Here is a 22,366-nt window from a genome sequence, read left to right as displayed (position 1 = left end):
TCTCGGGGGAGACCGCGGCGCCGCAGGGTGGAGTCACGACATGGGGGTGTGGCTCCGCCTTCGCGGTTCACCGGACGCCTGTCCCGACACCCGGCTGACACCACCGCGAGTTCACCCTCCCGTCAGGTCGCCGTGGTCCGCGCGCCTCCCCGCGTTGGAGCGCGGGCTGCAGGCTGCTCTCGTTGCCCGTCCGCCGCCTGAAGGACCCATGAAGCGCCTCCTCCCACGCCTGCCCGTACGACTCGCTGCGGTCGTCTTCCTCGTCCCTCTGGTGGTGGCCGCCCCGAGCGGCGCCCACCCGTTCGGTGATCCCCAGCAGTTGGAGATCACGCCGGCCGACTCCGACTCGTCGACTCAGTTCGACGTCACGTGGAAGGCCGCTGACGACGACTTGACTTCGCTCGCACTGCGTCTGGACGTGCTCGGTGGCCCGCGGGCCACAGTGTTCAAGGACGGGGCGGAGGTGCCGTCGTACGTCGACGAGGCCGACGCCGAGAAGCTCGCCGCGTCCCCACTGCTGGAGGCCTACCTGCTCTCCCGGATCGAGCTCAGCAGGGGAGACGAGGAGTGTCAGGGCGAGCTGGTCGACACCGATGATCTCGCTGCCAGTGGTGCACGGCTGACGTACTCCTGCGCGTCACCGACCAGCGACGGCGTCCCTCTCACGGTCCGCGCCGAGCTGCTCACCGACCTGCACGCGGCCTACAGCACCATGGCCACCGGGCCGGGCGGGGCCACCCACGTCTTCACCTCCGATGCGCCGACCCATGAGTTCGGTCTCGAGGAGGCGGGTGGTCCCACCGCTGCTGAGAGTGGCTTCGAACTGCTCGCCTGGGCGGGCGCCGGAAGCGTCCTCCTGGCCGGAGGTGCGGTCGCCGTGCAGCGACGGAAGCGGCGCATGGCATGACGGGAATGACGGGGTTCCTCGTGGACATCGGGGGACTCAGCGATCAGCTCGTCGGTTTCGTCGAGTCCCCGGGTTTTCCGTCGGCTGCACTTCTTGTCGCCTTCCTCGCGGGCGCCGCTCACGCGGTGCAGCCCGGTCATGGCAAGACGTTGGCGGCGGCCTACCTGGTGGGGACCAAGGGGCGCGTGCGCGATGCCGCCTTCCTCGGCGGGAGCGTCGCCGTCATGCACACGCTCTCCTCGCTGGCCATCGCACTCGCCTGGACCTTCCTGTCGTTGTCAGAGATCCTCTCCATGGCCTCGCTCACCGGCGGCCTCAACGTCGTCGCCGGCCTGATCGTCATCCTCCTGGGGCTCTGGATGCTCCGCGCCTGGCGCCGCAGGGGCCACGGCCACGGCCACGGGCACGACCACGGACACGGCCACGACCACGGACACGGACACGGACACGGCCACGGCCACGGACACGGACACGGACACGGGCACGACGGATCGGTCGACCGCCCGGGCCTCGCGCTGCTGGCCGTCTCCGGCGGCATCGTGCCGTCGCCAGTTGCCTTCCTGCTGCTGGTGACCGGCATCTTCAGCGGCCGCAGCGGGCTGGCGCTGCTCCTCGTCGCGATCTTCGGCATCGGCATGGCAGTCGTGCTCTTCGGTGTCGGTCTCACAGCGGTGTGGGGCCGATCGCTCGTCCTGCGTGGAGCCGGAACCCAGGTGTGGTTGCAGAAGTTCTCGCGGGTGGGTCCGTTGATCGCGGCGCTCGGCGTCACGGGGTTCGGGTGCGTGCTCAGCGCCCTCGCTGTGATCAACCTCGTCGCCTGAGCCGGCTGCGGCCCGAGCAGGCGTGTTGTCAGACGATTCCCCCGCCGTTCACCTGAGAGCCCGGCTCCCGTCGAACGCTCCCGCAAGCATCGCAGCCGATTCGATCCCCCCTTTTCGGGCTCTCGTAGCCCCCGAATACTGGAGAAGAACCCTTGCGTATCCACCCCTCCCTACGCTCCACCGCAGTGGCGGCAGTTGCTGGCTCAGTCCTCGGCAGCTCCCTGCTCCTCCCTTCTCTCGCCCAAGCCGCGGTGATCCCCGCAACCGCCGTCGCCCAGCCGATGGCCGCACCGTTCGCGACAGCCGCGACAGCCGACAGTGCTGTCACGGTGCCCGCCGCCGACATCCTCGACGTCGATCTGCGTGACGGCACCGCCGCCGACCACGCGCAGGGGCTCACCCCCGAGGTCGTCGGTGAGCCGGTCTACGGCACCGACGCCGGGCGCGCCCGGTCGACCATTTCGTTCAACGGGGCCAATTCGGCCCTCAAGTACCCGTTCCGGGCGGATCACGCCAAGCTCGCTGGCGGCTTCGCACTCGAGTGCACGTTCCGCTATGACGCGCCGTCCAACCCGACGTCGGAGAAGGCGCTGTGCTCCGCGAAGGAGGCGGGCGGTTTTGCCACCGTTGCCAACTCATCGGGCATCACCTTCATGGCCCACATCGGTGGTGGCTACAAGCGGGTCACCGCACCCCTGACACCCGGCGACTGGTACCACACGCTCGTCACCTGGGACGGATCGAAGTTGGCGTTGTACGTGGACGGGGAGCTGGTCAGTGAGACCGACGCCCCCGGCGCCTACAAGGCCCCCACATCGGGCGCGGACTCCCTCGTGCTCGCCGGTGACACCCAGCCCGGTGACGCGGTCTCGTTCTGGGCCCAGGCCACCATCCAGAACTCCCGCATCTGGTCCCAGTCGCTCTCCGCGGACCAGGCTGCGGCGCTCGCCGACCAGGCCAACAGCACCCCTGAGACCCCGACCGCCGACGTCTTCGACGTGGACTTCGCCGACGGCACCGCCACCGACAAGGCCGGCGGGATCGACGTGCAGGAGTTCAACACCCCGAAGGTCATCGACTACGCGCCGCTCAACCGCAAGGTGGGCAAGTTCGACGGATCCTCGGCCTTCTTCTACCGCTGGACCGACAACGAGTACGCCAAGATCCGCGAGACCATGTCGATGGAGTGCGTCTTCAAGTACGACGCAGACGCCTACCAGGCCGACGGCGAGGAGAGCGCGGGCAACCTGTGCGGTGGCAAGGAGGCGGGTGGCTTCGCGATGGCTCTCTACGGCAACAGGATCTCCTTCAACCCTCACGTCGGCGGCAGCTACCGCAACACCCAGTACGAGCTCAAGGAGACCGACCGTTGGGTCCACGCCGTGGGTACCTACGACGGCAGCACCGTGAGGCTCTACATCGACGGTCGTCTCGTTGCGGAGAATGCAGCCACCGGCACGGTCTCGCACCCGAGCAACGCGAATGCCCGCATGATGGTGATCGGTGGCGACGCGGCCGTCAACCGACCCAACTTCACTGCCCCCGCCACCATCGCCTCGGCCCGGATCTTCTCCGACGTCCTCGGTCTGCAGGACGTGCTCGCGCTGCAGCGGGAGGCATTCGGCGTACGGACGGCGACCGACCTCGTACGCGTCACCGACTCGACCCCGGCCGCCGGTGCTCGCATCACCAAGGCCACTCGTTTCGACATCACCCTCGCCAACGGCCAGGCAGCCGGGCGCGACGTCGTGTACGCGCTCGACGGTGAACCCGTCGAGATCGGTCAGCGCATCGGTGCCGGCCTGCGGTCGGGCAACCACGTCATCACCATGGACGGCCACGACCACTTCGGCAACGTGATCGCCGAGCGCCTCGAGTTCAGTTCTGCCAACATTCCCGTCGCCGGTGGCACCGAGACCGGTCAGGGCGAGGGCGAGGTCCGCCTCTCCGCGGTCGCCACCAACCCCAGCGGTGACGACGTCACCACCACGTTCCGTACGGGCAGGGTCGCTGCTGCCACCTCCGGCACGCAAGGCACCCTGAAGAAGTTGCCCTCGCAGCTGGCGTTCACCGGAGACGATGTCGAGAAGATCGGTGAAGGGCTCGAGGTCGGCGATGACGTCCTCGTCACCAGCCCGGCTGCCGACCGCATCCCCTACCAGCGCTTCGACGTGCCCACGACGGCCACCGACTCCCCAGAAGTCATCTGGACCGGCACCATCGACCCCACCCGCGAGGTGCACCTGCGCGTCTGGAACGGCACTCGGTGGGAGTCCCTGGCTTCGACCCGCGGCACCGCCACCGGGAGCGTGTCCTTGAGTGCGTCCGTCGCCCCGCGGTTCATCGTCGACGGCAAGATCCCGGTGCTCGTCACCGGGCACGACGCCTTCGCCGACGACTTCGACAAGGAGGTGGCCGACGGTTTCGAGAATCCCGACGACTACGACTTCTCGATCGCGCACCTGACCGACACCCAGTACCTCTCCGAGGGCGCGGTCGAGCAGGAGACACCTCAGGAGCGGGCCAAGTGGGCGGAGGCCTACACCTCGGTGACCCAGTGGATCGCCGACAACGCGCCGAAGCGCAAGATCGCGTTCGCCGCGCACACCGGTGACGTCATCGAGAACTGGCACACGGCCGGCGCCCAGGACAACGTGCCCTACCGCGCCACTGCGAAGAAGGAGTTCGAGGTCGCGTCCGGTGCCCAGAAGATCCTCGACGACGCCGGTGTCGCCAACTCGGTGCTCCCCGGCAACCACGACAACCTCTACGGCACGGACACCGGCGTCGGAGCGCTGTTCAACGAGTACTTCGGCCCCGAGCGTTACGAGGCCGTCTCCGCCAAGCCGAACACGGGATGGAGCACGTACAACGCCAGTTACCACCCGTGGAAGCCGGGCGACAACTCAAACTCCTACAACCTCTTCAGCGCCTCGGGCCTCGACTTCGTGGTCGTCAACCTCGGCTTCGGTGTCGACGCCGAGGAGGTCGCGTGGGCCAACTCGATCCTCGAGCGCTACAGCGACCGCAACGCGATCGTGCAGACCCACGCCCACACGACGCCGAGCACCAACCCTGACGGTCGCGGCGGCGGGCTGTCCTACGACGGTCAGCAGGTCCGCCACCAGGTGGCGGCCAAGAACCCGAACGTCTTCCTGGTGTTGTCCGGCCACGAGCACGGTGTCAACATCGAGGTCGTTCGTGACCTGGGTGAAGACGGGAACCACGTCGTCGAGCTGCTGGCCGACTACCAGTTCTACACGGTGCCCAGCGACGAGCTCGGCCTGACCGAGATCGGTGGCTACAACCCCAGCAGCCGCCTCCAGTTCGGCTCGTCCTTCTTCCGTCTGCTCCAGTTCGACGTCGACCGTGCCGAGATGAGCGTCGACACCTACTCGGCGCAGCTCGACAACTTCGGCGCCACCGAGTACGACGACCGCAACCGTTACAACGGCAAGGAGGACGACTTCACGCTGCCGGTGCAGTTCAACACCCGCACGACCAGTTTCGCCACCGACGCCCTGAGCGTCGTCGAGCCCACCGACGAAGTGATCGGCACCGAGACGGTCCGCTCCGGGTGGCCGGCCAGTGTGGTCTGGAAGGGCCTGGAGGCCGGCGAGACGTACGCCTGGTACTCCACCAGCGCTGACGCCGTCACCGGCGACGAGGTGGGTGGCGAGGTGGACCAGATGTCGATCTTCACCGCGCAGCCGGCCGGCACCGACACCGTCGCCCCCGAGATTGCCTTCGAAGCTGACTCCACCGTGCTCCTCGGCAGCGACTTCGAGGTCATGGCCGGAGTGAAGGCCACCGACAACACCGACGGTGACCTGACCGCCGAGGTCCAGGTGCTCGGTAGCGTCGACCAGGACAAGATCGGCACCTACGCACTCGTCTACTCGGTCGCCGACGCGAACGGCAACCAGGCCACGGCCACCCGGACCGTCGAGGTCGTCGCCCCACCGGCGCCGGTCAACACCGCCCGCCCGGCGATCAACGGCGACCCGGCTCTCGGCTCGATCCTGACCCTGGACGTCGGCACCTGGACCGGTGACGAGAACGCCGAGCGTACGCTCCAGTGGTTCCGCAACGGAGTCACGATCGAGGGTGCGACCGACTCCTCGTACACCGTGGTGAAGGCCGACCAGGGCACGACCCTGACGGCCACCGTGCGTACGAAGGTCGCCGGCAACGACACGGTCGTCGCTCGTACGGGCGCCTTCGAGGTGCCGGCCGAGGTCGTGGCCCGCGACACGACCAAGCCGGTGCTCACTGTCCCGGCGGACGCAAGCGTGGCGCGGGGCGCCAGTTTCGACGCCCGCGCCGGAGTCAGGGCCACCGACGACACCGACGGCAACATCACCGCTGACGTCCAGGTGCTGGGCACGGTCAACACCGCCAAGGTGGGCACCTACACCCTCGTCTACTCCGTCACCGACGCCGCCGGCAACCGCGCCGCCGCCACCCGTACGGTCGAGGTGACTGCTCCGCCCCAGACCCGTCCCAAGGCCGTCAAGGTCAAGTTGACCGGCAAGAACAACGGCTCCAAGGCGGACAGGCTCAAGGCGGCCACGTCGAAGGCCGCGAAGGGTGCGAAGGTCCGCCTGCAGCGCCGCAACGCCAAGGGCAAGTGGGTCACCGTCACCACGAAGAGGCTCAGCTCCAGGGGAGTCGCCAACTTCACGGTGAAGGACCGCAACGGTAGGAAGCTGACCAGCTACCGGGTGCTTCTCGTCAAGACCGCCGCAGTGAAGGCAGCGACCAGCTCGGTGAAGCGCGTGCGCTGATCCTCGCTGTCGCTGAGCGGCCCGTCGGACTCGTCCGGCGGGCCGTTTCCGCGCTCCCACCAGCGCCGCGCGAATGTCTATTCGCCGACTACGCGCACGTCCAACGTCATCCGCCGGGAGCGGCGCAGGTTGCCCTGAGCCACCGACTTCAGTCCGCGACCCACGACGGTGCCGACGGTGAGATCCCTGTGGTCGTCCTTCGAGCCGAGCAGCACACCCACGACGGGCGCCGCGGCGTCGTCGGCCGACTGGCCCCACAGGCCGACGACGTAGGGGAGTGCCCTGACCTTCCGCTCCATCCCGGGCGTCACGGTGACATGAGCCAGCATTTCGGTGCGCACCAGGCCGGGGTTGAAGCCGTGCACCCGTACGCCGGTCTCCGCGACCTCGGCGCGCACCGTACGGGTGAAGGAACGGTTCCAGGCCTTGGAGGAGCCGTACGTGTTCTGCAGCGGTGTAGGTCGGGTGTCGCCCTTGCCCCACACGTTGACGAGGTGACCGCTGCCCTGGGGGACCATCACGCCCAGCGCGGCTCGGGTGCCGTGGAAGACCCCGCGAATGTTGGCGTTGCACACCCGCTCGAAGACGGCCGGCGGTGTCAGCCAGGTGGGGCCGTAGACGCCCGATGCGCCCGCGTTGTTGATCCAGATGTCGAGGGATCCCCACTCCAGGGCTCGGTCGCGCAACGCCTCGACCGCTCCCAGATCGCCCATGTCCAGCTCGTGCCCGGCAGCGCGGATGCCCAACGACTCCAGGTGGGCGACCGCCTCGGCGACCTCCGGCCCCGGCAGTGCGCCGATCACCACGCTGGCACCGGCGCGTCCCAGCACCCGGGCGAACCCGAGCCCGAGTCCGCTGCTCCCGCCGGTGACGACAGCGATCTGTCCGGCCAGTGGCCTCAGCTCGTGCTCCATGCCGGCAACTGTCTCACCGGTGAGCCGTGTTCGCTGACGCCCCACCGCGCGTGGATGCGTTTCATCCACGGCGGAGCCCACCAGTTCCACTTGCCGAGCGTGGTCATCGTGGCCGGCACGATGATCATCCGCACCAGCGTGGCGTCGATCGCCACCGCGACCGCCAGCGCCACACCCGTCTGCTTGACCACCACCATCTCTCCGACCGCGAACCCGGCGAAGACGATGATCATGATGAGGGCTGCGGAGGTGATGATGCGGCCCGAGCGCTGCAGGCCGAGACGTACGGCGGTGTTGTCGTCGTGGCCCTCTTCGTGCAACTCAATGATCCGGGCGAGCAGGAAGACTTCGTAGTCCATCGAGAGTCCGAACCCGAAGGCCAGCACCATCAACGGGATCACCGATTCGACCCCGCTGGCCGACTCGAAGCCCAACAACCACTCCAGGTTGCCGTACTGGAAGACCCAGACCAGGACGCCGATGCTCGCGCCCAGCGACACCGCGTTGAGCAGGAGCGCCTTCAGCGGGATCACCACGGAGCCGGTGAGCAGGAAGAGCAGGATGAAGGTGGCGCCGGCAATCCAGAGGATCGCCCACGGCGCCCGGTCGAGCACCGAGTCGGTGAAGTCGTCCAGGAAGGCTGCCGGCCCGGTCGTCCAGGTGGGGAAGGTCGTCGCACCGGTGCGCGACCCCTCCACCAAGATCCGCGCGTCCTCGCCCATGGGGCCACCTGCGGTGTGCAGGCTGATCTGGACCAGCCCGGCACCCTCGGCCTGCAACCCGTCGGCCTGTACGTCCTCGGGCGCCGGCCCGAGTCGACTGACCATCGGCTTGCGGGTCAGGTCGACCTGCTCGCCGAGGTCCCTGGCCAGGCGCCGAGCCTCCTTCATCGTGGACTGCGCCACCACACTCACGGTCGGCGTCGTCAGGAGTGGGAAGTCCTCCTCGAGATCGGTGAAGAAGGCACGTTCCTCCGCCTGGGGAGGCAGCATCTCGACGCTGGCGGAGTTCAGTCGCAGGTCCAGGGCCGGCAGTGCGATGACCAGCAGGACGCTGATGCTCAGCACGGTGGTCAGGCCGGGGCGGCGCTGCACGATCGCTGCCAGACGGCTGAAGACCCCTTCGTCGGGCGCGGCCTCGACACCCTGGTGGTTGCCCAGGCGGGTGGCTCCCATGGCGCACAGGGCAGGCACGAGCGTGAGCGCCACCACGAGAGCGAGCAACACCACCGCGACGCCCGCGAGGCCGATCGCGCGCACGATCTGGGCGTCGAAGACCAACAACCCCGAGAGCGAGATGCCGACGATCACCCCGGAGAACAGAATCGTGCGGCCGGAGGTCGCGACAGCGGCGCCCACCGCTTCGTTGATCTGGTCGCGCCGCAGATCGGCCGCAGGCACCCCCGGGGCCACCGCCGTCAGTTCCTCCCGGAAGCGGCTGACCAGCAGCAGGCCGTAGTCGATGCAGAGTGCCAGACCCATCACGGTCGCGATGTTGACCACCGGCGGGTCCAGGGCCATCACGTGGGAGAAGCCGAACAGGAGCGCCATCGCACCGGAGATCGAGGCGACCGCTCCGACGATGGGCAGGCCGGCGGCGGTGAACCCTCCGAAGACGAAGACCATCAGCAGCAGCGACAGCGGCATGGCGATGCCCTCGCCGACCTTGAGGTCTTGTTTGACCTGGTCGTTGATGCCGTCGACCAGGACCGTCACCCCACCGACCCGCATCTCGTCGGCCATGGGCGCGAGCAGGTCGGAGGTGGGGCCGCGCAGCTCGCGGATGACCTCCTGCTGCAGGTCGCTGCCGGGCTCGTCCCCGGCTTCGACGGCGATCACGAAGCGACCGCTGTCCGGGTCGTTGTCGCCGACCAGGGCCCAGGCCTCTGGCGCGGTCGGCCACCCCGGATGCGACATGGGGGAGGAGACCTTGCCGACGCCCTCGATCTGCCTCAGGCGCTTCACGGCGCCGCGGACCTTGACGGTGAGCTCGGGGTCCCGGAAGTCGACCCCGTCGACCCGGAGCAGGACCGGCACCGACGTCTTCTCTGACGACTGGACCAGCTCCCGGCCCACGGCGGCCGGACCGGGGGCCAGGGTGTCACCGGTCTCGAGCCGGTCGAAGAGCGACGACCCGCCCAACAGACCAAGGCTGGTCGCGAAGCCCACGACCACCAGCGCGGCCCAGGTGGTGACGTACGCCCGGTGGTTGATCGCGGCGTGCCTGCCCATGCGCTGCAGGAACGGCTCCTTCGCGAGCGGCTCGGTGCCGAGCGCCTTCGAAGCAGCAACCGGGACGCGGGTGAGGCTCGGAGGGGGTGGTGCCGTACGGCCGGTGAGACGTCGTCGTCCCGGCTGCGAGGACCCCCCCAAGAGCCCGACGCTGGTCGCGAGACCGACCAGCGTGAGGGCCAACCACGTCAGCGCGTACGGCGGTTGCCGACGCGCCTTGTGTCTCCCCGGGTGCCGGCCGCCCGACTGTTTACTCATCGGTAACACCTTGGCAGTGACCGGCGACACAGTCCAGAGTTGTTCCAGATGTGGCCCTGCGTTTACCCCGGTTCGGGTACGGGAGCCACCGGTGAGCCGTGCTCGCTGACGCCCCACCTCGCGTGGACGCGTTTCATCCAGCGCGGTGCCCACCAGTTCCACCGGCCGAGCATCGTCATCGTCGCCGGCACGATGATCATCCGCACGAGCGTCGCATCGATCAGCACCGCGACCGCGAGGGCGAAACCGGTCTGCTTGATCACGAGCATCTCGCCCACCGCGAAGCCAGCGAAGACGATCACCATGATCAGCGCCGCAGAGGTGATGATGCGGCCCGAGCGCTGCAACCCCAGACGTACGGCCGTGTCGTCGTCGTGGCCCTGCTCGTGCAGCTCGATGATCCGGGCCAGCAGGAAGACCTCGTAGTCCATCGAGAGTCCGAACCCGAAGGCCAGCACCATCAACGGGATCACCGACTCGATGCCCCCCACGCTCTCGAAGCGCAGCACCGACTCGAGGTGACCCTCCTGGAAGACCCAGACCAGGATCCCCAGGCTGGCGCCCAGAGACACCACGTTGAGCAGCAACGCCTTCACCGGGATCACCACGGAGCCGGTGAGCAGGAAGAGCAGGATGAAGGTCGCCCCCGCGATCCAGAGGGCGGCCCACGGTGCCCGGTCCAGGACCGAGTCGGTGAAGTCGGCCAAGGAGGCGGCCTGGCCCGTGGTCCACGTCGAGAAGCCAGGATCAGCGTCGCGCAGCTGCGCCGCGACCGTACGCGCGTCGTCGCCCATCGAGTTGCCCTCGGTGTGCAGGGAGACGACGTACAGACCCGGGCCGTCAGGATCCATCCCGGCGACGTCGAGACCGGCCGGGGCCTCACCGAGTTCGCGCAGCGGGTCGACCCGGGTGACGCCGTCGGCCTCGGCCAGGTCGTCGGCCCACTGCTGGACCTGGGCCTCGTCAGCCTGCGCGACCACCTGGACGGTGGGAGCCGCCAGGACCGGGTAGTCGTCGTCGAGGCCGTCGAAGAAGACCCGCTGCTCCGCCTTCGGGGGCAGCAACTCCACCCCGGAAGCATTGAGGCGCAGGTCCAGGGCGGGCAGGGCCAGGCCCAGCAGCACCAGGACGCTGACCAGTGTCGTGAGGCCCGGACGCCGTTGCACGACGCCCGCCAACCGGCTGAAGACCCCCTCGTCGGGGGCCGCCTCGGCACCCTTGCGATTGCCCAGACGACGAGCACCCAGCGAGCAGAGCGCCGGGATGAGCGTCAACGCGACGACCAGTGCCACCAGCACCACCGCCACACCGGCGGCGCCGATCGCGCGCATCACCGGGGCCTCGAAGATCATCAGACCGGACAGCGAGATGGCCACGATCACCGCGGAGAAGAGGACCGTACGCCCCGCGGTGGCCACCGCCGCGGCGACCGAGTCGTCGATCTGCTGGCGGCTCAACTCGGCTGACGGCACACCGGGCGCCACCCGGGCGAGCTCCTCGCGGAACCGGCTCACCAGGAGCAGTCCGTAGTCGATGCACAGCGCCAGTCCCATCACCGTGACGATGTTGACGACCGTCGCGTCGAGGTCCATCACGAAGGAGAAGCCGAACAGCAGCGCGAGCGCCCCCGAGATCGAGGCGATGGCGCCCACGATCGGCATCCCGGCGGCCACGAAACCGCCGAAGACGAAGAGCATCAACAGCATCGACAACGGGATCGCGATGCCCTCACCGATGATCAGGTCCTGCTTGATCTGGTCGACGATGTCGCCGACCAGCAGGCCGACTCCACCGACGTGCAGCTCGTCGGCGTGCCGGGCGAGCAGGTAGGAAGATGTCCCCTCCAGCTCGGCGACCACCGCTTCCTGCACCGGATTGCCGGGCTCGGTGCCGGCCTCGACGCTGATGATGAAGCTGCCGCTCGCCGGGTCGTTGTCGGCGATCAGGGCGTACGCCTCGGGGGCCCGGGGCCAGCCAGGGGTGGTCATCGGGGAGGTGACGGCGCCGACGCCCTCGATGGCCTCGAGGCGATCGACCACCGCACGGACGTCGAGGGTGAGTTGGGGGTCGGTGAAGTCGACGCCGTCCGCGCGCAGCAAAACCGGCGTGGCCCCCTCATCGGTCGCGGAGATGAGGTCGCGTCCCTGGGTCGCCTGGCCGGGCGCGACGATGTCACCGGTCTCGAGTCGGTCGAAGAGCGAGGCGCCGCCGAGCAGGCCGAGGCTGGTCACGAAGCCAGCCACGATCAGCACGGCCCAGGTCACGACGTAGGCCGAGCGGTGGCGCGAGGCGTTGCGGCCGACGCGCCACAGCAAGGGCTGGGTCTGCTTCACGGGGGTCCCTTCGATGTCCTGCGATGAGCTCGACCCATCGTGTCGCAGGCCGGCGGGTGACAAGCACCGGTCCCGAAGGGATAGCGTGTGATCCAACTCACAGGAGGTGTCCCATGGACCCGATGGACCCGGTGTACGGCGCGACCACCCTGTTGCTGATCGCGGGTGGAGCGGTCGCGGTGCTGCTCGTCCTCATCATCGCCTTGAAGATGCACGCCTTCGTCGCGCTCGTCCTGGTCAGTCTCACCACCGCCGTCGTGGCGGGCATCCCGATGGCCGACGTGGCCGGGGTCGCGGTCGGTGCCTTCGGCTCGACCCTGGGAGCAGTGGCTCTCCTGGTCGGGCTCGGGGCGATGATCGGTCGACTGCTCGAGATGACCGGCGGCGCACAGGTGCTCGCCGACACCCTGATCGGCCGGTTCGGCGAGAAGCGCGCTCCACTGGCCCTCGGAGTCGCCGCGCTGCTCTTCGGCCTGCCGATCTTCTTCGACGCCGGACTGGTCGTCTTCCTGCCGATCATCTTCTCCGTCGCCACCCGTTTCGGCGGCTCCGTCCTCCTGTACGCGCTGCCCGCGGCCGGTGCCTTCGCGGCCATGCACGCCGTCGTACCGCCGCACCCCGGGCCCGTCACCGCTGCCACGGAGCTGGACGCCAGCGTCGGCCTGACGTTGCTCATCGGGCTCCCGGTGGCAGTCATCGCGTGGTTCGTCGGTGTCCACCTCTTCACCATCGCCTACGCCGGCAAGGTGTACGTGCCCATCGACGACAGCATCCTGACCGGCGAGCGGGTCACCGCCGGCGCCGCAGCCGGAGCCGGGGGCGTCGGGAGCGGGGGGTCCGACGAGGGTGACGGGGACGGGGACGGGGACGGGGACGGACGTACGGCGGCGACAGCCAGCACTGCCCGTGCCCTGCCGTCGTTCGGTCACGTGCTGCTGATCCTGTTGCTCCCGCTGGTGCTGATCGGGGCCAACACCGTGCTCGCCACGCTCCGCGCCAACGGCAACCTGGCCCAGGAAGGGCTGGTGGTCGACAGCTTCATCTTCATCGGCCAGACGCCGGTGGCGCTGCTCATCACACTCCTCTTCGCGACCTACACACTCGGCACGAAGCACCGCTCCCTGGCTGATCTCGAGTCGATCCTCAACGACGCACTGGCGCCGATCTGCGCCATCATCCTGATCACCGGCGCGGGTGGCATGTTCGGTGGCGTGCTGCGATACAGCGGGATCGGTTCGGCGCTCTCGGACTCCCTCTCCGACCTGGGCATGCCGCTGATCCTCTCCACCTTCGTGATCGCCACGATCCTGCGGGTCGCCCAGGGCTCGGCCACCGTCGCGCTGACCACCACAGCCGGCCTGATCTCCGCCGGGGTGGCCGCCGAGAACCTCTCCGACGTACGTCTCGTGGCCCTGGTGATGGCAATCGCCGCCGGCGCCACCGTGCTCAGCCACGTCAACGACTCCGGCTTCTGGTTGGTCAGCAGATTCTTCGGGATGGACGTGAAGACCACGCTGAAGACCTGGACGGTCATGGAGACCACCCTCGGGCTGTCGATCTTCGTCCTCGCCTGTGGTCTGTGGGTGGTCGGGTGAACGCGCACGCGAGCGAGCAGGGGCGTACGACCCGAGGGGCCGGAGAACCTCCGTTGCACCTGGTCTTCATGGGGGTCTCGGGATCGGGGAAGAGCACCGCCGCCGTTGCGGTGCAGAAACTGCTCGGCTGGGAGCTGGCCGAGGGTGACGACTTCCACCCGCCGGAGAACATCGCCAAGATGGAGTCCGGACGAGCGCTCACCGATTCTGATCGGTGGGGTTGGTTGGAGACGCTTGCCCAGTGGACCAAGGAGCGCGACGAGGCAGGCATCCCGACCCTGCTGAGCTGCTCCGCCCTGCGACGCAGTTATCGAGACGTTCTTCGACGGGGCGGGCCCGGGACCTTCTTCGTCCACATGACCGGCGACAAGGGGTTGTTGCTGCAGCGAATGCAGTCGCGCGCGCACTTCATGCCGCCGACCCTGCTCGAGTCACAGCTCGACACCCTTGAGCAGCTCGATGGCGACGAGGAGGGCATGGTCATCGACGTGGCGCACCCGCCGGACCGGATCGCGGCCATGGTGCTGGCCCGGCTGGACCTCGGCTGAGTCGAGCCGGCCCTGGCATTCGGCGCTGGCGTCCGGCCAGGGACCCGCCCCGCTCAGGTGTCGGAGGCGATCGCTTCCTCGGGTCGTTGGCCCAGCTCGTGCTCGATCCAGTCCCGGGCGGCGACGAAGATGTCGACCTCCTGCTCGGCCTCGTCGGAGAGCCGCCAGCGGTGCTCGAGGATCTCGTGGAAGCGTTCGGCCGGCTCCAGCTTGCCGCGGGCTTCGGGGGGAACCATCGCCGAGATCGGCTCGTAGACCTCCATCAGCCAACGGTTGGCGACGACGTGGCGGTCCTCGCGGCCCAGGTCGTGGGCGGCGGTGAAGGCAGCGATGTCGTTGAGCAGCCGACGGGCCTGGTTCTCCTCGACCTGCAGGCCGGTCAGGGCCCGCAACTCACGTACGTGGTGGCCCAGGTCGACCACCTTGGGCTGGATCTCGACCCGGTCGCCGTCGTAGTCGGTGATGATGTCGAGCTCGTCGACGTCGAAGCCGAGCTCGTTGAGGCGCTCGATGCGCTGCTCGATGCGCCACATCTCCTCGGTGCCGAACTCCTCGACCGCGGTCAGCTCCTCCATCAGCACCTGGTAGCGCTCGTGCAGCATCGTCACGATCGTCAACGGGTCGAGGTCGCCGTGCATCCGGCCGCTGGCCTTGAGGTCCATCAGCTCGGCGAAGATGTTCTCCCCGCCCACCGTCAGGTCGTGCTCGCGCATCCGGTCGCTGATCGAGTCGTGGAGCTCGCCGGTCTCGGCGTCCACCAGGTAGGCCGCGAACTCGCCGGCATTGCGCCGGAAGAGGACGTTGGAGAGCGACACGTCGCCCCAGAAGAAGCCGACAAGGTGGAGTCGCGCCAGCAGCACCACGATCGCGTCGATCAGGGACGGCACCCGCTCGGCGGTGACCCCGTGGCTGAAGAGACTGCGGTAGGGCAGTGAGTAGCGCAGGTGTTCGGTCAGCAACGCCGCCGGCAGGGGAGTGCCGTCACGCGCGACCCGACCGGTGACGACGGCCTGGGGGCGTACGGCAGGGAGGTCGAGGCGTTGCAGGTCGCGCAGCATCCGGTACTCGGTGAACGCGATCGGCTCCTGGGTCTCCTTCACCGCGTAGATCCGGGTCCCGAGTCGCACGATCCGCACGACGTGGCGCGACAGCCCTCGCGGGAGCGGGACGACGTAATCGTCGCTCCACTCCTCCAGAGGCAGGTGCCAGGGCAACCGGACCAGTGCCGGGTCCGGCCGGCTGGCCACGATGCGTAGGGCCATCCGTGCAGCGTACGAGTAAACGAGGTGCCCGCGCACCCGTGACTGGGCGTACGACTAGGATTCTGGGCGCGCTCGGTGAGTGCACGCCGCGTTAGCTCAGTTGGCAGAGCACCTCACTTGTAATGAGGATGTCGTCGGTTCGATTCCGACACGCGGCCCCAGGGGCAGCACTCGACTGTGCTGCGGGGCTGATCGTCGCCCGCTCGCCCTCCCTTGACCTCCCCGTGGGGAGCGACATTCGCTTGTGCGGTGTCCAGGTGTCACCCAGTGACACCTGGACACCGCACAGGGGCGACTCCGGGCGGGGTGGGCTGCCTCAGCGGATCCGCGTGACCTCGAACTGCATGCGCGGGTGGGCGAAGATCTCCTGCGAGGCGATCAGGCGGAGCTCGCGCTCGCCCGAGTTGATCGTGTTCTCCAGCAGGTCGAAGACGCTCGAGGTGGTCGCCGCGAGGGCGTCGGGCAGTGAGCCGGTCTCGTGCAGGTGCGCGGTGAAGAGGGCGGCGGTGACGTCGCCGGAGCCGTTGGCCTTGAAGGGCAGGTGCGGGGTCTGCACGACCCAGGCCTCGTCGGCGGTGACGGCGATCATCTCGATGGTCCCCTCGGGGCGGTCGGGCCGCTCGACGCTGGTCACCAGCACCGTGCTCGGGCCCATCGACATGGCTTGGTCAGCGGAGGCGAGCGTCGACTCCCAGGAGCCGGGCTCGGTGTGGGTGAGGAAGCCCAGCTCGAACTGGTTGGGCGTGATGATGTCGGCCTTCGGGATGACCTTCTCGCGGATCAGCACCGGGATGTCGGGGTGCACGAAGCAACCCGACTTGGCGTTGCCCATCACCGGGTCGCAGGTGTAGGTGGCGGCGGGGTTCGCGGCCTTCACCCGGTCGACGGCGTCGATGATGACGTCGGCGATGCCGGCTCCACCCTGGTAGCCCGACAGCACGGCGTCGACCTGCCCGAGCACGCCGCGGTCCTCGATGCCGCCGATCACGGCGCGTACGTCGTCGGGGGCGATCAACGGACCGCCCCACGCGCCGTACCCGGTGTGGTTGGAGAAGTTGACCGTGTGCACCGGCCACACGTCGTGGCCACGGCGCTGCAGGGGGAAGACCGCGGCGGAGTTGCCGACGTGGCCGTACGCGACGTGGGACTGGATCGAGAGGATCTTCACGGAGCAATACTCTCACCGTCTGCACACGCAGGCGCGCGCTGCCCGGGCGCCCAGCCCGGGTTCCCTGCCCGGGTGCCGGTCAGGCGACCTGCAACGACCGCTTCGACAGGCCCATCCAGAAACCGTCGATCTTCTGCTCGCCGGGGTCGTCGGACTTGTTCGCGGCCCCCAGCGTCACGAAGAGCGGGGTGTAGTGCTCGGCGGTGGGGTGGGCGTACGGCATCCCGGGGGCCTTGGTGCGGTACTGCGCGAGCTCGTCGACGTCGCCGCGGGCCAGCGCCTCGGCGGCCCAGGCGTCGAAGTCCGTCGACCAGCCGGGCGGGGCGGCCTCGATCCGGAACTCCTTGAGGAAGGGGAGCCCGTGGGTGAGGAAGCCGGAGCCGATGATCAGGACGCCCTCGTCGCGCAGGGGGCGCAGCCGCTCACCGAGGGCCATCAGGGTGGCGGGGTCCTCGGTCGGCAGGGACATTTGGACGACCGGGATGTCGGCCTCGGGGAACATGATCTTCAGCGGCACCCAGGCGCCGTGGTCCAGGCCTCGGGAGCGGTGCTGGTGGACCGGTTGTCCCGTCGGCATCATCGCCGCGATCCGCGCCGCGAGGGCGGTGGAGTCCGGGGTGTCGTAACGCATGTTGTAGTACTTCGGCGCGAAGCCACCGAAGTCGTAGACCAGCTCCGCGCCGCTCGCGCTCAGGCTCACGGGCGCGGACTCCCAGTGGGCGCTCACGATCAGGATGGCTTTGGGGGCGGGCAGGTCGCGCGCCCAGCCATTGAGCTCGGCGGACCAGATCGGATCGTCGAGCAGCGGCGGGGCGCCGTGGCCGATGAAGAGGGCAGGCATACGTTCCATACCCCTACAATAGTTTAGCGTTCAACATTATTCCAGGCGCCAGTCGACGGGCTCCGCGCCCTGCTCCACCAACAACTGGTTGACGCGGCTGAACGGTCGTGATCCGAAGAAGCCCCGCGACGCCGAGAGCGGCGACGGATGGGCTGACTCCACTGCAGGCACCGGGCCCAGTGAGGCCTTGAGCTGCTGGGCGTCACGGCCCCACAGGAGCGCCACGCACGGCCCGCCGCGCTCGACGACCGCAGCCACCGCCCGGTCGGTGACCGCCTCCCACCCTCGGCGCCGGTGCGAACCAGCGTCCCCGGCCCGGACCGTCAGCACCCGGTTGAGCAGCAGCACACCCTGGTCGGCCCACGCCGAGAGGTCGCCGTGGGGTGCCGGCGGATGGCCCAGGTCGGCCTCCAGCTCGCGGTGGATGTTGGTCAGGCTGCGCGGCAGCGGACGTACGTCGGGGGCCACCGCGAAACTCAGGCCGATCGCGTGGCCCGGCGTCGGGTACGGGTCCTGTCCCACCAGCAGCACGCGTACGTCGGCCAGGGGGCGCCGGAAGGCAGCGAAGACACGCTCGGGCGCCGGCAACCAGGCCCGACCGGCCGCAGTCTCCGCGACGAGGAAGGCGCCCACGCGGGCGACGTCCTCCTCCACCGGAGCCAGGGCCACGGCCCAGTCCGGAGACATCAGGCCCTGGGACACGAGACGGTCCAACGCCGTCATGGCGCACTCACCCCTCGGGAAGAGGCGGGACGGTCGCGCGCACAGGCTTGGCCAGACGATCCAGGAAGGCCACCCACAGGGCCTCGCGCATCTCGGGGGACGAGGCGTCGAGCAGAGCGTTGACCGGCGCCATCCGCTGCGGAAGCAACTGGCTCGAACCAGGCGACTGGGCCATGCCCGCCGCGTCCAACAGACTGCCGAAGTCGACGTCGAACAACTCGTTGGGGTCCAGCGCATCGAGGATCTCGAGGATGTCAGGGTCGGCCACGATCGGCCCGGTCTCGACCGCCTCGGCGGCAGCTTCGGCCAGCGCCTCGAGGAAGTCATCGGCCTTGGTCAGGGTCGCGGCGCTCACCGTCAGGTGGATGGTGGCCGGGTGGTTGCCGTACGACATCTGGGGCTGGACGGACCATCCCCGTGCGGCGAGGCCGTCGATGACCGTGAACGGGTCGCAGCTCTGATCGGTCTCGACCGCGACCAGCGTCGACTCGGGCTCCGCCACCACGCTCAGCCCGTCGATCTTCGCGATGCCTTCCACGATCCGGTCGACTGCTTCGAAGACCTCTCCGGCCAGGCGCCGGTAGCCGTCGTGGCCGAGCATGCGGATGATGGCCCAGGCACCCGCCACGGGACCACCCGACCGGGTCGACTGGGTCGTGGAGTTGAGCATCGACGTGCCCGGCCACCGGGCGGCGGCGAAGTACTGGGGATGGCGCAGCCGGGAGCTGCGGTGCAACAACACGGACGTGCCCTTGGGGGCGTACGCGTACTTGTGGGTGTCGACCGACATGGACGTCACGCCCTTGACGCGGAAGTCCCAGGGGCGCACATCGCGTCCCGCTGCCTCGGCGTACGGCAGCACCCAGCCGCCGAGGCCGGCGTCGACGTGACAGGCCACCCGGCGGGAGTGGGCGACGGCAGCGATCTCGGTGATCGGGTCGATCACCCCGTGGGCGTGAGAGGGGGCGGAGACAACCACCAGGACGGTGGTCGCATCGATGGCCGCGGCGACGTCGACGGGATCCGGCCGGTAGTCCGCGCCGACCGGGACCACCACCGCGCGCACCCCGAAGTAGTGGGCGGCTCGGTGGAAGGCCGAGTGGGCGGTCTCCGGGACCACCATCGACGGGGAGACCACCTCCGGTCTCGAGTCGCGGGCTCCCTGCACGGCCAGCAACAGCGATTCGTTGCCGCTCGAGGTGACGGTGCCGACCGCGCTGGCGGGCGCGTGCAGCAGGTCAGCCGCGAACCCGACCACCTCGTTCTCCATCCGCACCACGCTGGGGAAGGCGGCGGGGTCGAGGCCGTTGGAGTTGGCGTACGCCGCCATCGCCTCGCTGCCGACGCGGGTCACCTCCGGCATGCCCGAGTCGTAGATGTGGGCGAGTGATCGGCCACCCTGAGCAGGCATGTCCGAGCGTTGGAGCTCGAGGAGTCGTTCCAGGGCAGGGGTCGGGTCCACATGAGGAGTCATCCGAGGTCCCTCCTCGTCGCGACCGACAGGATCATGCCCACGACCTTAGGCTCGCGGGTGGGGATTGGCACGTGAATCAGTAGTCGAAGTCGGGCCGCAGGGTGAGGTCCTGGTCGGGGTTGACCGCGGTGAGGTCACCCAGGAAGTCACCGGCCCACTTCGCGACGTCACGCTCGGTGACCGTGCGTCGCATGGCGCGCATCCGGCGCGACTGCTCCTTCTCGGGGGCCTGGCACGCATCCAGGAGGGCGGTCTTCATGCCGTTGATGTCGTACGGGTTGACCAGCCACGCCTGCCGCAACTCGTTGGCCGCCCCGGCGAACTCCGAGAGCACCAGCGCACCGGCATCGTCGTAACGGCAGGCGACGTACTCCTTGGCGACCAGGTTCATCCCGTCACGGAAAGGAGTCACCACCATCACGTCAGCGGCGCGGTAGAGCGCCGCGAGCTCCTCACGCGGCATGGAGGAGTGCATGTAGGAGATGACCGGTCGGCCCAGTTGCCCGAGGTCGCCGTTGACCCGACCGACGAGGCGGTCGATCTCGTCACGGAGGATGCGGTACTCCTCGACGCGTTCGCGCGACGGCGTGGCGACCTGGACGAAGACGGCGTCCTCGACACTGAGATGGCCCCCCTCCACCAACTCGGCGTAGGCACGGAGCCGGGCGAAGATGCCCTTGGTGTAGTCGAGCCTGTCGACGCCCAGGAAGATCTTCTTCGGCGAGCCGAGTGACTCGCGGATCTCCTCGGCCCGGCGAGCGACCTCGGGGGAGCGCGCCAGGTCCTCGAACTCGGCGGCGTCGATCGAGATCGGGTAGGCCGCGGCCCGCACCTCGCGACCGTCCGGGAGGTAGACGCGCTCGCGGTGGGTGCGGTGTCCGACCCGGTTGCGCACGAGGCGTACGAAGTTCTGGGCCGCGCCGGCCAGCTGGAAGCCGATCAGGTCAGCCCCGAGCAGGCCCTCCAGGATCTGGCGCCGCCACGGCAACTGGGCGAAGAGCTCAGAGGGCGGGAAGGGGATGTGCAGGTAGAAGCCGATGCGCAGGTCGGGGCGCAGCTCGCGCAGCATTTGGGGGACCAGTTGCAACTGGTAGTCCTGGACCCAGACCGTGGCGCCGGTGGCCGCGACCGCCGCGGCCTGCTCGGCGAAGCGTTGGTTGACCGCCACGTACGAGTCCCACCACTCGCGGTGGTACTCCGGTTTGGCGACGACGTCGTGGTAGAGCGGCCAGAGCGAACCGTTGGAGAAACCCTCGTAGAACTCCTCGATCTCACTCGCGCTCAGCGACACGGGGACCAGGTGGAGTCCCTCGGACACGAAGGGCTCGAGCTGCTGGTCCACGCCGCCCGGCCAGCCGACCCAGGCGCCCTCGTTGGAGCGCAGGACGGGCTCCAGGGCCGTCACCAGTCCGCCCGGGGAACGGCGCCAGCTGATGCCTCCGTCATCGTCGATCACCTGGTCGACGGGCAGCCGGTTGGCCACGATCACGAGCTCGGACATGCCTGAGGAAGTCACGGGCTCAGCCTAGTCGCACGGCCTGACGGAAACCCGGTGACGACAGGGCCGCGGGCGACTCGCGCGAAGCGAATGACATCGTTGTGGTTCGTCGCCTACAGTGGGCTGGGTCAGCACGCCGCCAGCATCCAGGGGAGATCACATGGACGCCGCGAACGCCCTCGAGGGCCAGAGCACCGCGCAGGGATCTGGGCAGGTCTCAGAGACCGGCGGCCTCAGCGAGCGCGACAGCGACATCCTCGAGTTCGAACGCCACTGGTGGAAGTACGCCGGCGCCAAGGAGCAGGCGGTCCGGGAGAAGTTCGACATGAGCTCGACCCGCTACTACCAGGTCCTCAACGCGCTGATCGACACCCAGGCCGCGCTCGAGGCCGACCCCCTCCTCGTACGCCGGTTGCGCCGGTTGCGTGCCCAGCGTCAGCGTCAGCGCTCCGCCCGCCGCCTCGGTTTCGAGGTCTGAAAAGCCGATGAGCCTCTTCGACCGCAGCCGCAACGAACGTGGCGTCGCCTTCCCCTCGCCCGTGGTGATGCTGAGCATCATCGCGGTGGCGATGGCGGGCATCGCCTTCGTCGCCACCAAGGACGCCCCTGAGCAGGAGCGTCGCGTCGCGCCCGTCTCGCAGGAGTCGGTCGCGCCGAGCGCCGCCCCGACCCCCACCGCCGCACCGGAGAAGACGAAGAAGCCCAAGCCGAAGATCAACCGCGGCAAGGTCTACGTCGAGGTCTTCAACAACTCCGGCGTCACGGGTCTCGCGGGCCAGACGGCCAGCAAGATCACGGCAGCGGGATGGCAGGTCGTCGGGTCCGACAACTGGGTCGGTCACATCCCCGCCGACACCGTCTACTTCCCTCCGAAGCTCAAGGCCGAGGCCAAGCAGTTGGCTCTCGACCTGGGCATCAAGCGCACCAGGGAAGCCATCGCGCCGATGAAGTTCGACCGTCTCACGGTCATCCTCACCGGCTGAGGCGCTCGTCACGTCCGCTCTGC

At 68.9% G+C, this 22,366-nt stretch carries 16 protein-coding genes and 1 tRNA gene; 8 read left to right on the top strand and 9 right to left on the bottom strand.

From position 1 onward, the window contains the following. The first annotated feature begins 208 nt into the window (after window positions 1-208). From DNK52_RS09795 to DNK52_RS09785, 3 genes are all read left to right on the top strand, one after another. Window positions 209-907, top strand: a complete 699-nt coding sequence (locus DNK52_RS09795) for a hypothetical protein (protein WP_110240820.1) — start codon at window positions 209-211, stop codon at window positions 905-907. Continuing rightward, window positions 904-1,728: a HoxN/HupN/NixA family nickel/cobalt transporter gene (locus tag DNK52_RS09790; protein ID WP_204163477.1), complete on the top strand. Its 825-nt coding sequence runs from the start codon at window positions 904-906 to the stop codon at window positions 1,726-1,728. Before DNK52_RS09795 ends, DNK52_RS09790 begins: the two co-directional genes overlap by 4 nt. A 152-nt stretch (window positions 1,729-1,880) precedes the next feature. Further along, entirely contained in the window at window positions 1,881-6,515 is a 4,635-nt protein-coding gene (locus DNK52_RS09785) for an immunoglobulin-like domain-containing protein (RefSeq protein WP_162598713.1), read from the top strand. 77 nt (window positions 6,516-6,592) lie between these two features. On the opposite strand, the gene DNK52_RS09780 is transcribed toward DNK52_RS09785, so the two are convergent. From DNK52_RS09780 to DNK52_RS09770, 3 genes are all read right to left on the bottom strand, one after another. Next, window positions 6,593-7,429 carry an SDR family NAD(P)-dependent oxidoreductase gene (locus tag DNK52_RS09780; protein WP_110240818.1) on the bottom strand — a complete coding sequence of 279 codons (837 nt, stop codon included), beginning with the start codon at window positions 7,427-7,429 and terminating at the stop codon, window positions 6,593-6,595. Then, window positions 7,414-9,918, bottom strand: coding sequence for an MMPL family transporter (locus DNK52_RS09775; RefSeq protein WP_110240817.1), 2,505 nt, complete (start codon window positions 9,916-9,918; stop codon window positions 7,414-7,416). Before DNK52_RS09775 ends, DNK52_RS09780 begins: the two co-directional genes overlap by 16 nt. Window positions 9,919-9,980: 62 nt before the next feature. Continuing rightward, entirely contained in the window at window positions 9,981-12,251 is a 2,271-nt protein-coding gene (locus DNK52_RS09770; RefSeq protein ID WP_204163476.1) for an MMPL family transporter, read from the bottom strand. 113 nt (window positions 12,252-12,364) lie between these two features. Between DNK52_RS09770 and DNK52_RS09765 the strand changes: the two genes are divergently transcribed. Continuing rightward, window positions 12,365-13,846, top strand: a complete 1,482-nt coding sequence (locus DNK52_RS09765) for a GntP family permease (RefSeq protein WP_110240816.1) — start codon at window positions 12,365-12,367, stop codon at window positions 13,844-13,846. Next, entirely contained in the window at window positions 13,843-14,394 is a 552-nt protein-coding gene (locus tag DNK52_RS09760; RefSeq protein WP_239455485.1) for a gluconokinase, read from the top strand. Before DNK52_RS09765 ends, DNK52_RS09760 begins: the two co-directional genes overlap by 4 nt. A 53-nt stretch (window positions 14,395-14,447) precedes the next feature. Here DNK52_RS09760 and DNK52_RS09755 read toward each other — a convergent pair whose 3' ends face one another. Next, window positions 14,448-15,656: a DUF4032 domain-containing protein gene (locus DNK52_RS09755; protein ID WP_110240815.1), complete on the bottom strand. Its 1,209-nt coding sequence runs from the start codon at window positions 15,654-15,656 to the stop codon at window positions 14,448-14,450. 85 nt (window positions 15,657-15,741) lie between these two features. On the opposite strand from DNK52_RS09755, the gene DNK52_RS09750 reads away from it, so the two are divergent. Beyond that, window positions 15,742-15,817: transfer RNA gene (locus tag DNK52_RS09750), tRNA-Thr, on the top strand. 155 nt (window positions 15,818-15,972) lie between these two features. Here the strand turns inward: DNK52_RS09750 and pdxY are convergent. The 5 genes from pdxY to DNK52_RS09725 all read right to left on the bottom strand — a co-directional run bounded on the left by pdxY (window position 15,973) and on the right by DNK52_RS09725 (window position 21,363). Further along, window positions 15,973-16,824: a pyridoxal kinase PdxY gene (pdxY, locus tag DNK52_RS09745; RefSeq protein WP_110240814.1), complete on the bottom strand. Its 852-nt coding sequence runs from the start codon at window positions 16,822-16,824 to the stop codon at window positions 15,973-15,975. Window positions 16,825-16,903: 79 nt separating this feature from the next. Further along, on the bottom strand, window positions 16,904-17,674 hold the full coding sequence (locus DNK52_RS09740; RefSeq protein ID WP_239455484.1) for a dioxygenase family protein: 771 nt from the start codon (window positions 17,672-17,674) through the stop codon (window positions 16,904-16,906). A gap of 27 nt (window positions 17,675-17,701) precedes the next feature. Further along, window positions 17,702-18,388 carry a uracil-DNA glycosylase gene (locus DNK52_RS09735; RefSeq protein ID WP_110240812.1) on the bottom strand — a complete coding sequence of 229 codons (687 nt, stop codon included), beginning with the start codon at window positions 18,386-18,388 and terminating at the stop codon, window positions 17,702-17,704. A 7-nt stretch (window positions 18,389-18,395) separates the two neighbouring features. After that, entirely contained in the window at window positions 18,396-19,862 is a 1,467-nt protein-coding gene (locus DNK52_RS09730) for a pyridoxal phosphate-dependent decarboxylase family protein (protein WP_110240811.1), read from the bottom strand. 76 nt (window positions 19,863-19,938) lie between these two features. Then, window positions 19,939-21,363 (bottom strand): alpha,alpha-trehalose-phosphate synthase (UDP-forming), encoded by a 1,425-nt coding sequence (locus tag DNK52_RS09725; RefSeq protein ID WP_110240810.1) that lies wholly within the window; start codon window positions 21,361-21,363, stop codon window positions 19,939-19,941. Window positions 21,364-21,520: 157 nt separating this feature from the next. Between DNK52_RS09725 and DNK52_RS09720 the strand changes: the two genes are divergently transcribed. Next, window positions 21,521-21,838, top strand: coding sequence for a DUF3263 domain-containing protein (locus DNK52_RS09720; protein ID WP_110240809.1), 318 nt, complete (start codon window positions 21,521-21,523; stop codon window positions 21,836-21,838). Window positions 21,839-21,845: 7 nt separating this feature from the next. After that, on the top strand, window positions 21,846-22,343 hold the full coding sequence (locus DNK52_RS09715) for a LytR C-terminal domain-containing protein (RefSeq protein ID WP_110240808.1): 498 nt from the start codon (window positions 21,846-21,848) through the stop codon (window positions 22,341-22,343). Window positions 22,344-22,366 lie beyond the last annotated feature (23 nt).

It is taken from the genome of Nocardioides gilvus, assembly GCF_003194605.1.
GTDB lineage: Bacteria > Actinomycetota > Actinomycetes > Propionibacteriales > Nocardioidaceae > Nocardioides > Nocardioides gilvus.
This window is presented reverse-complemented; position numbering and strand designations above follow the sequence as displayed.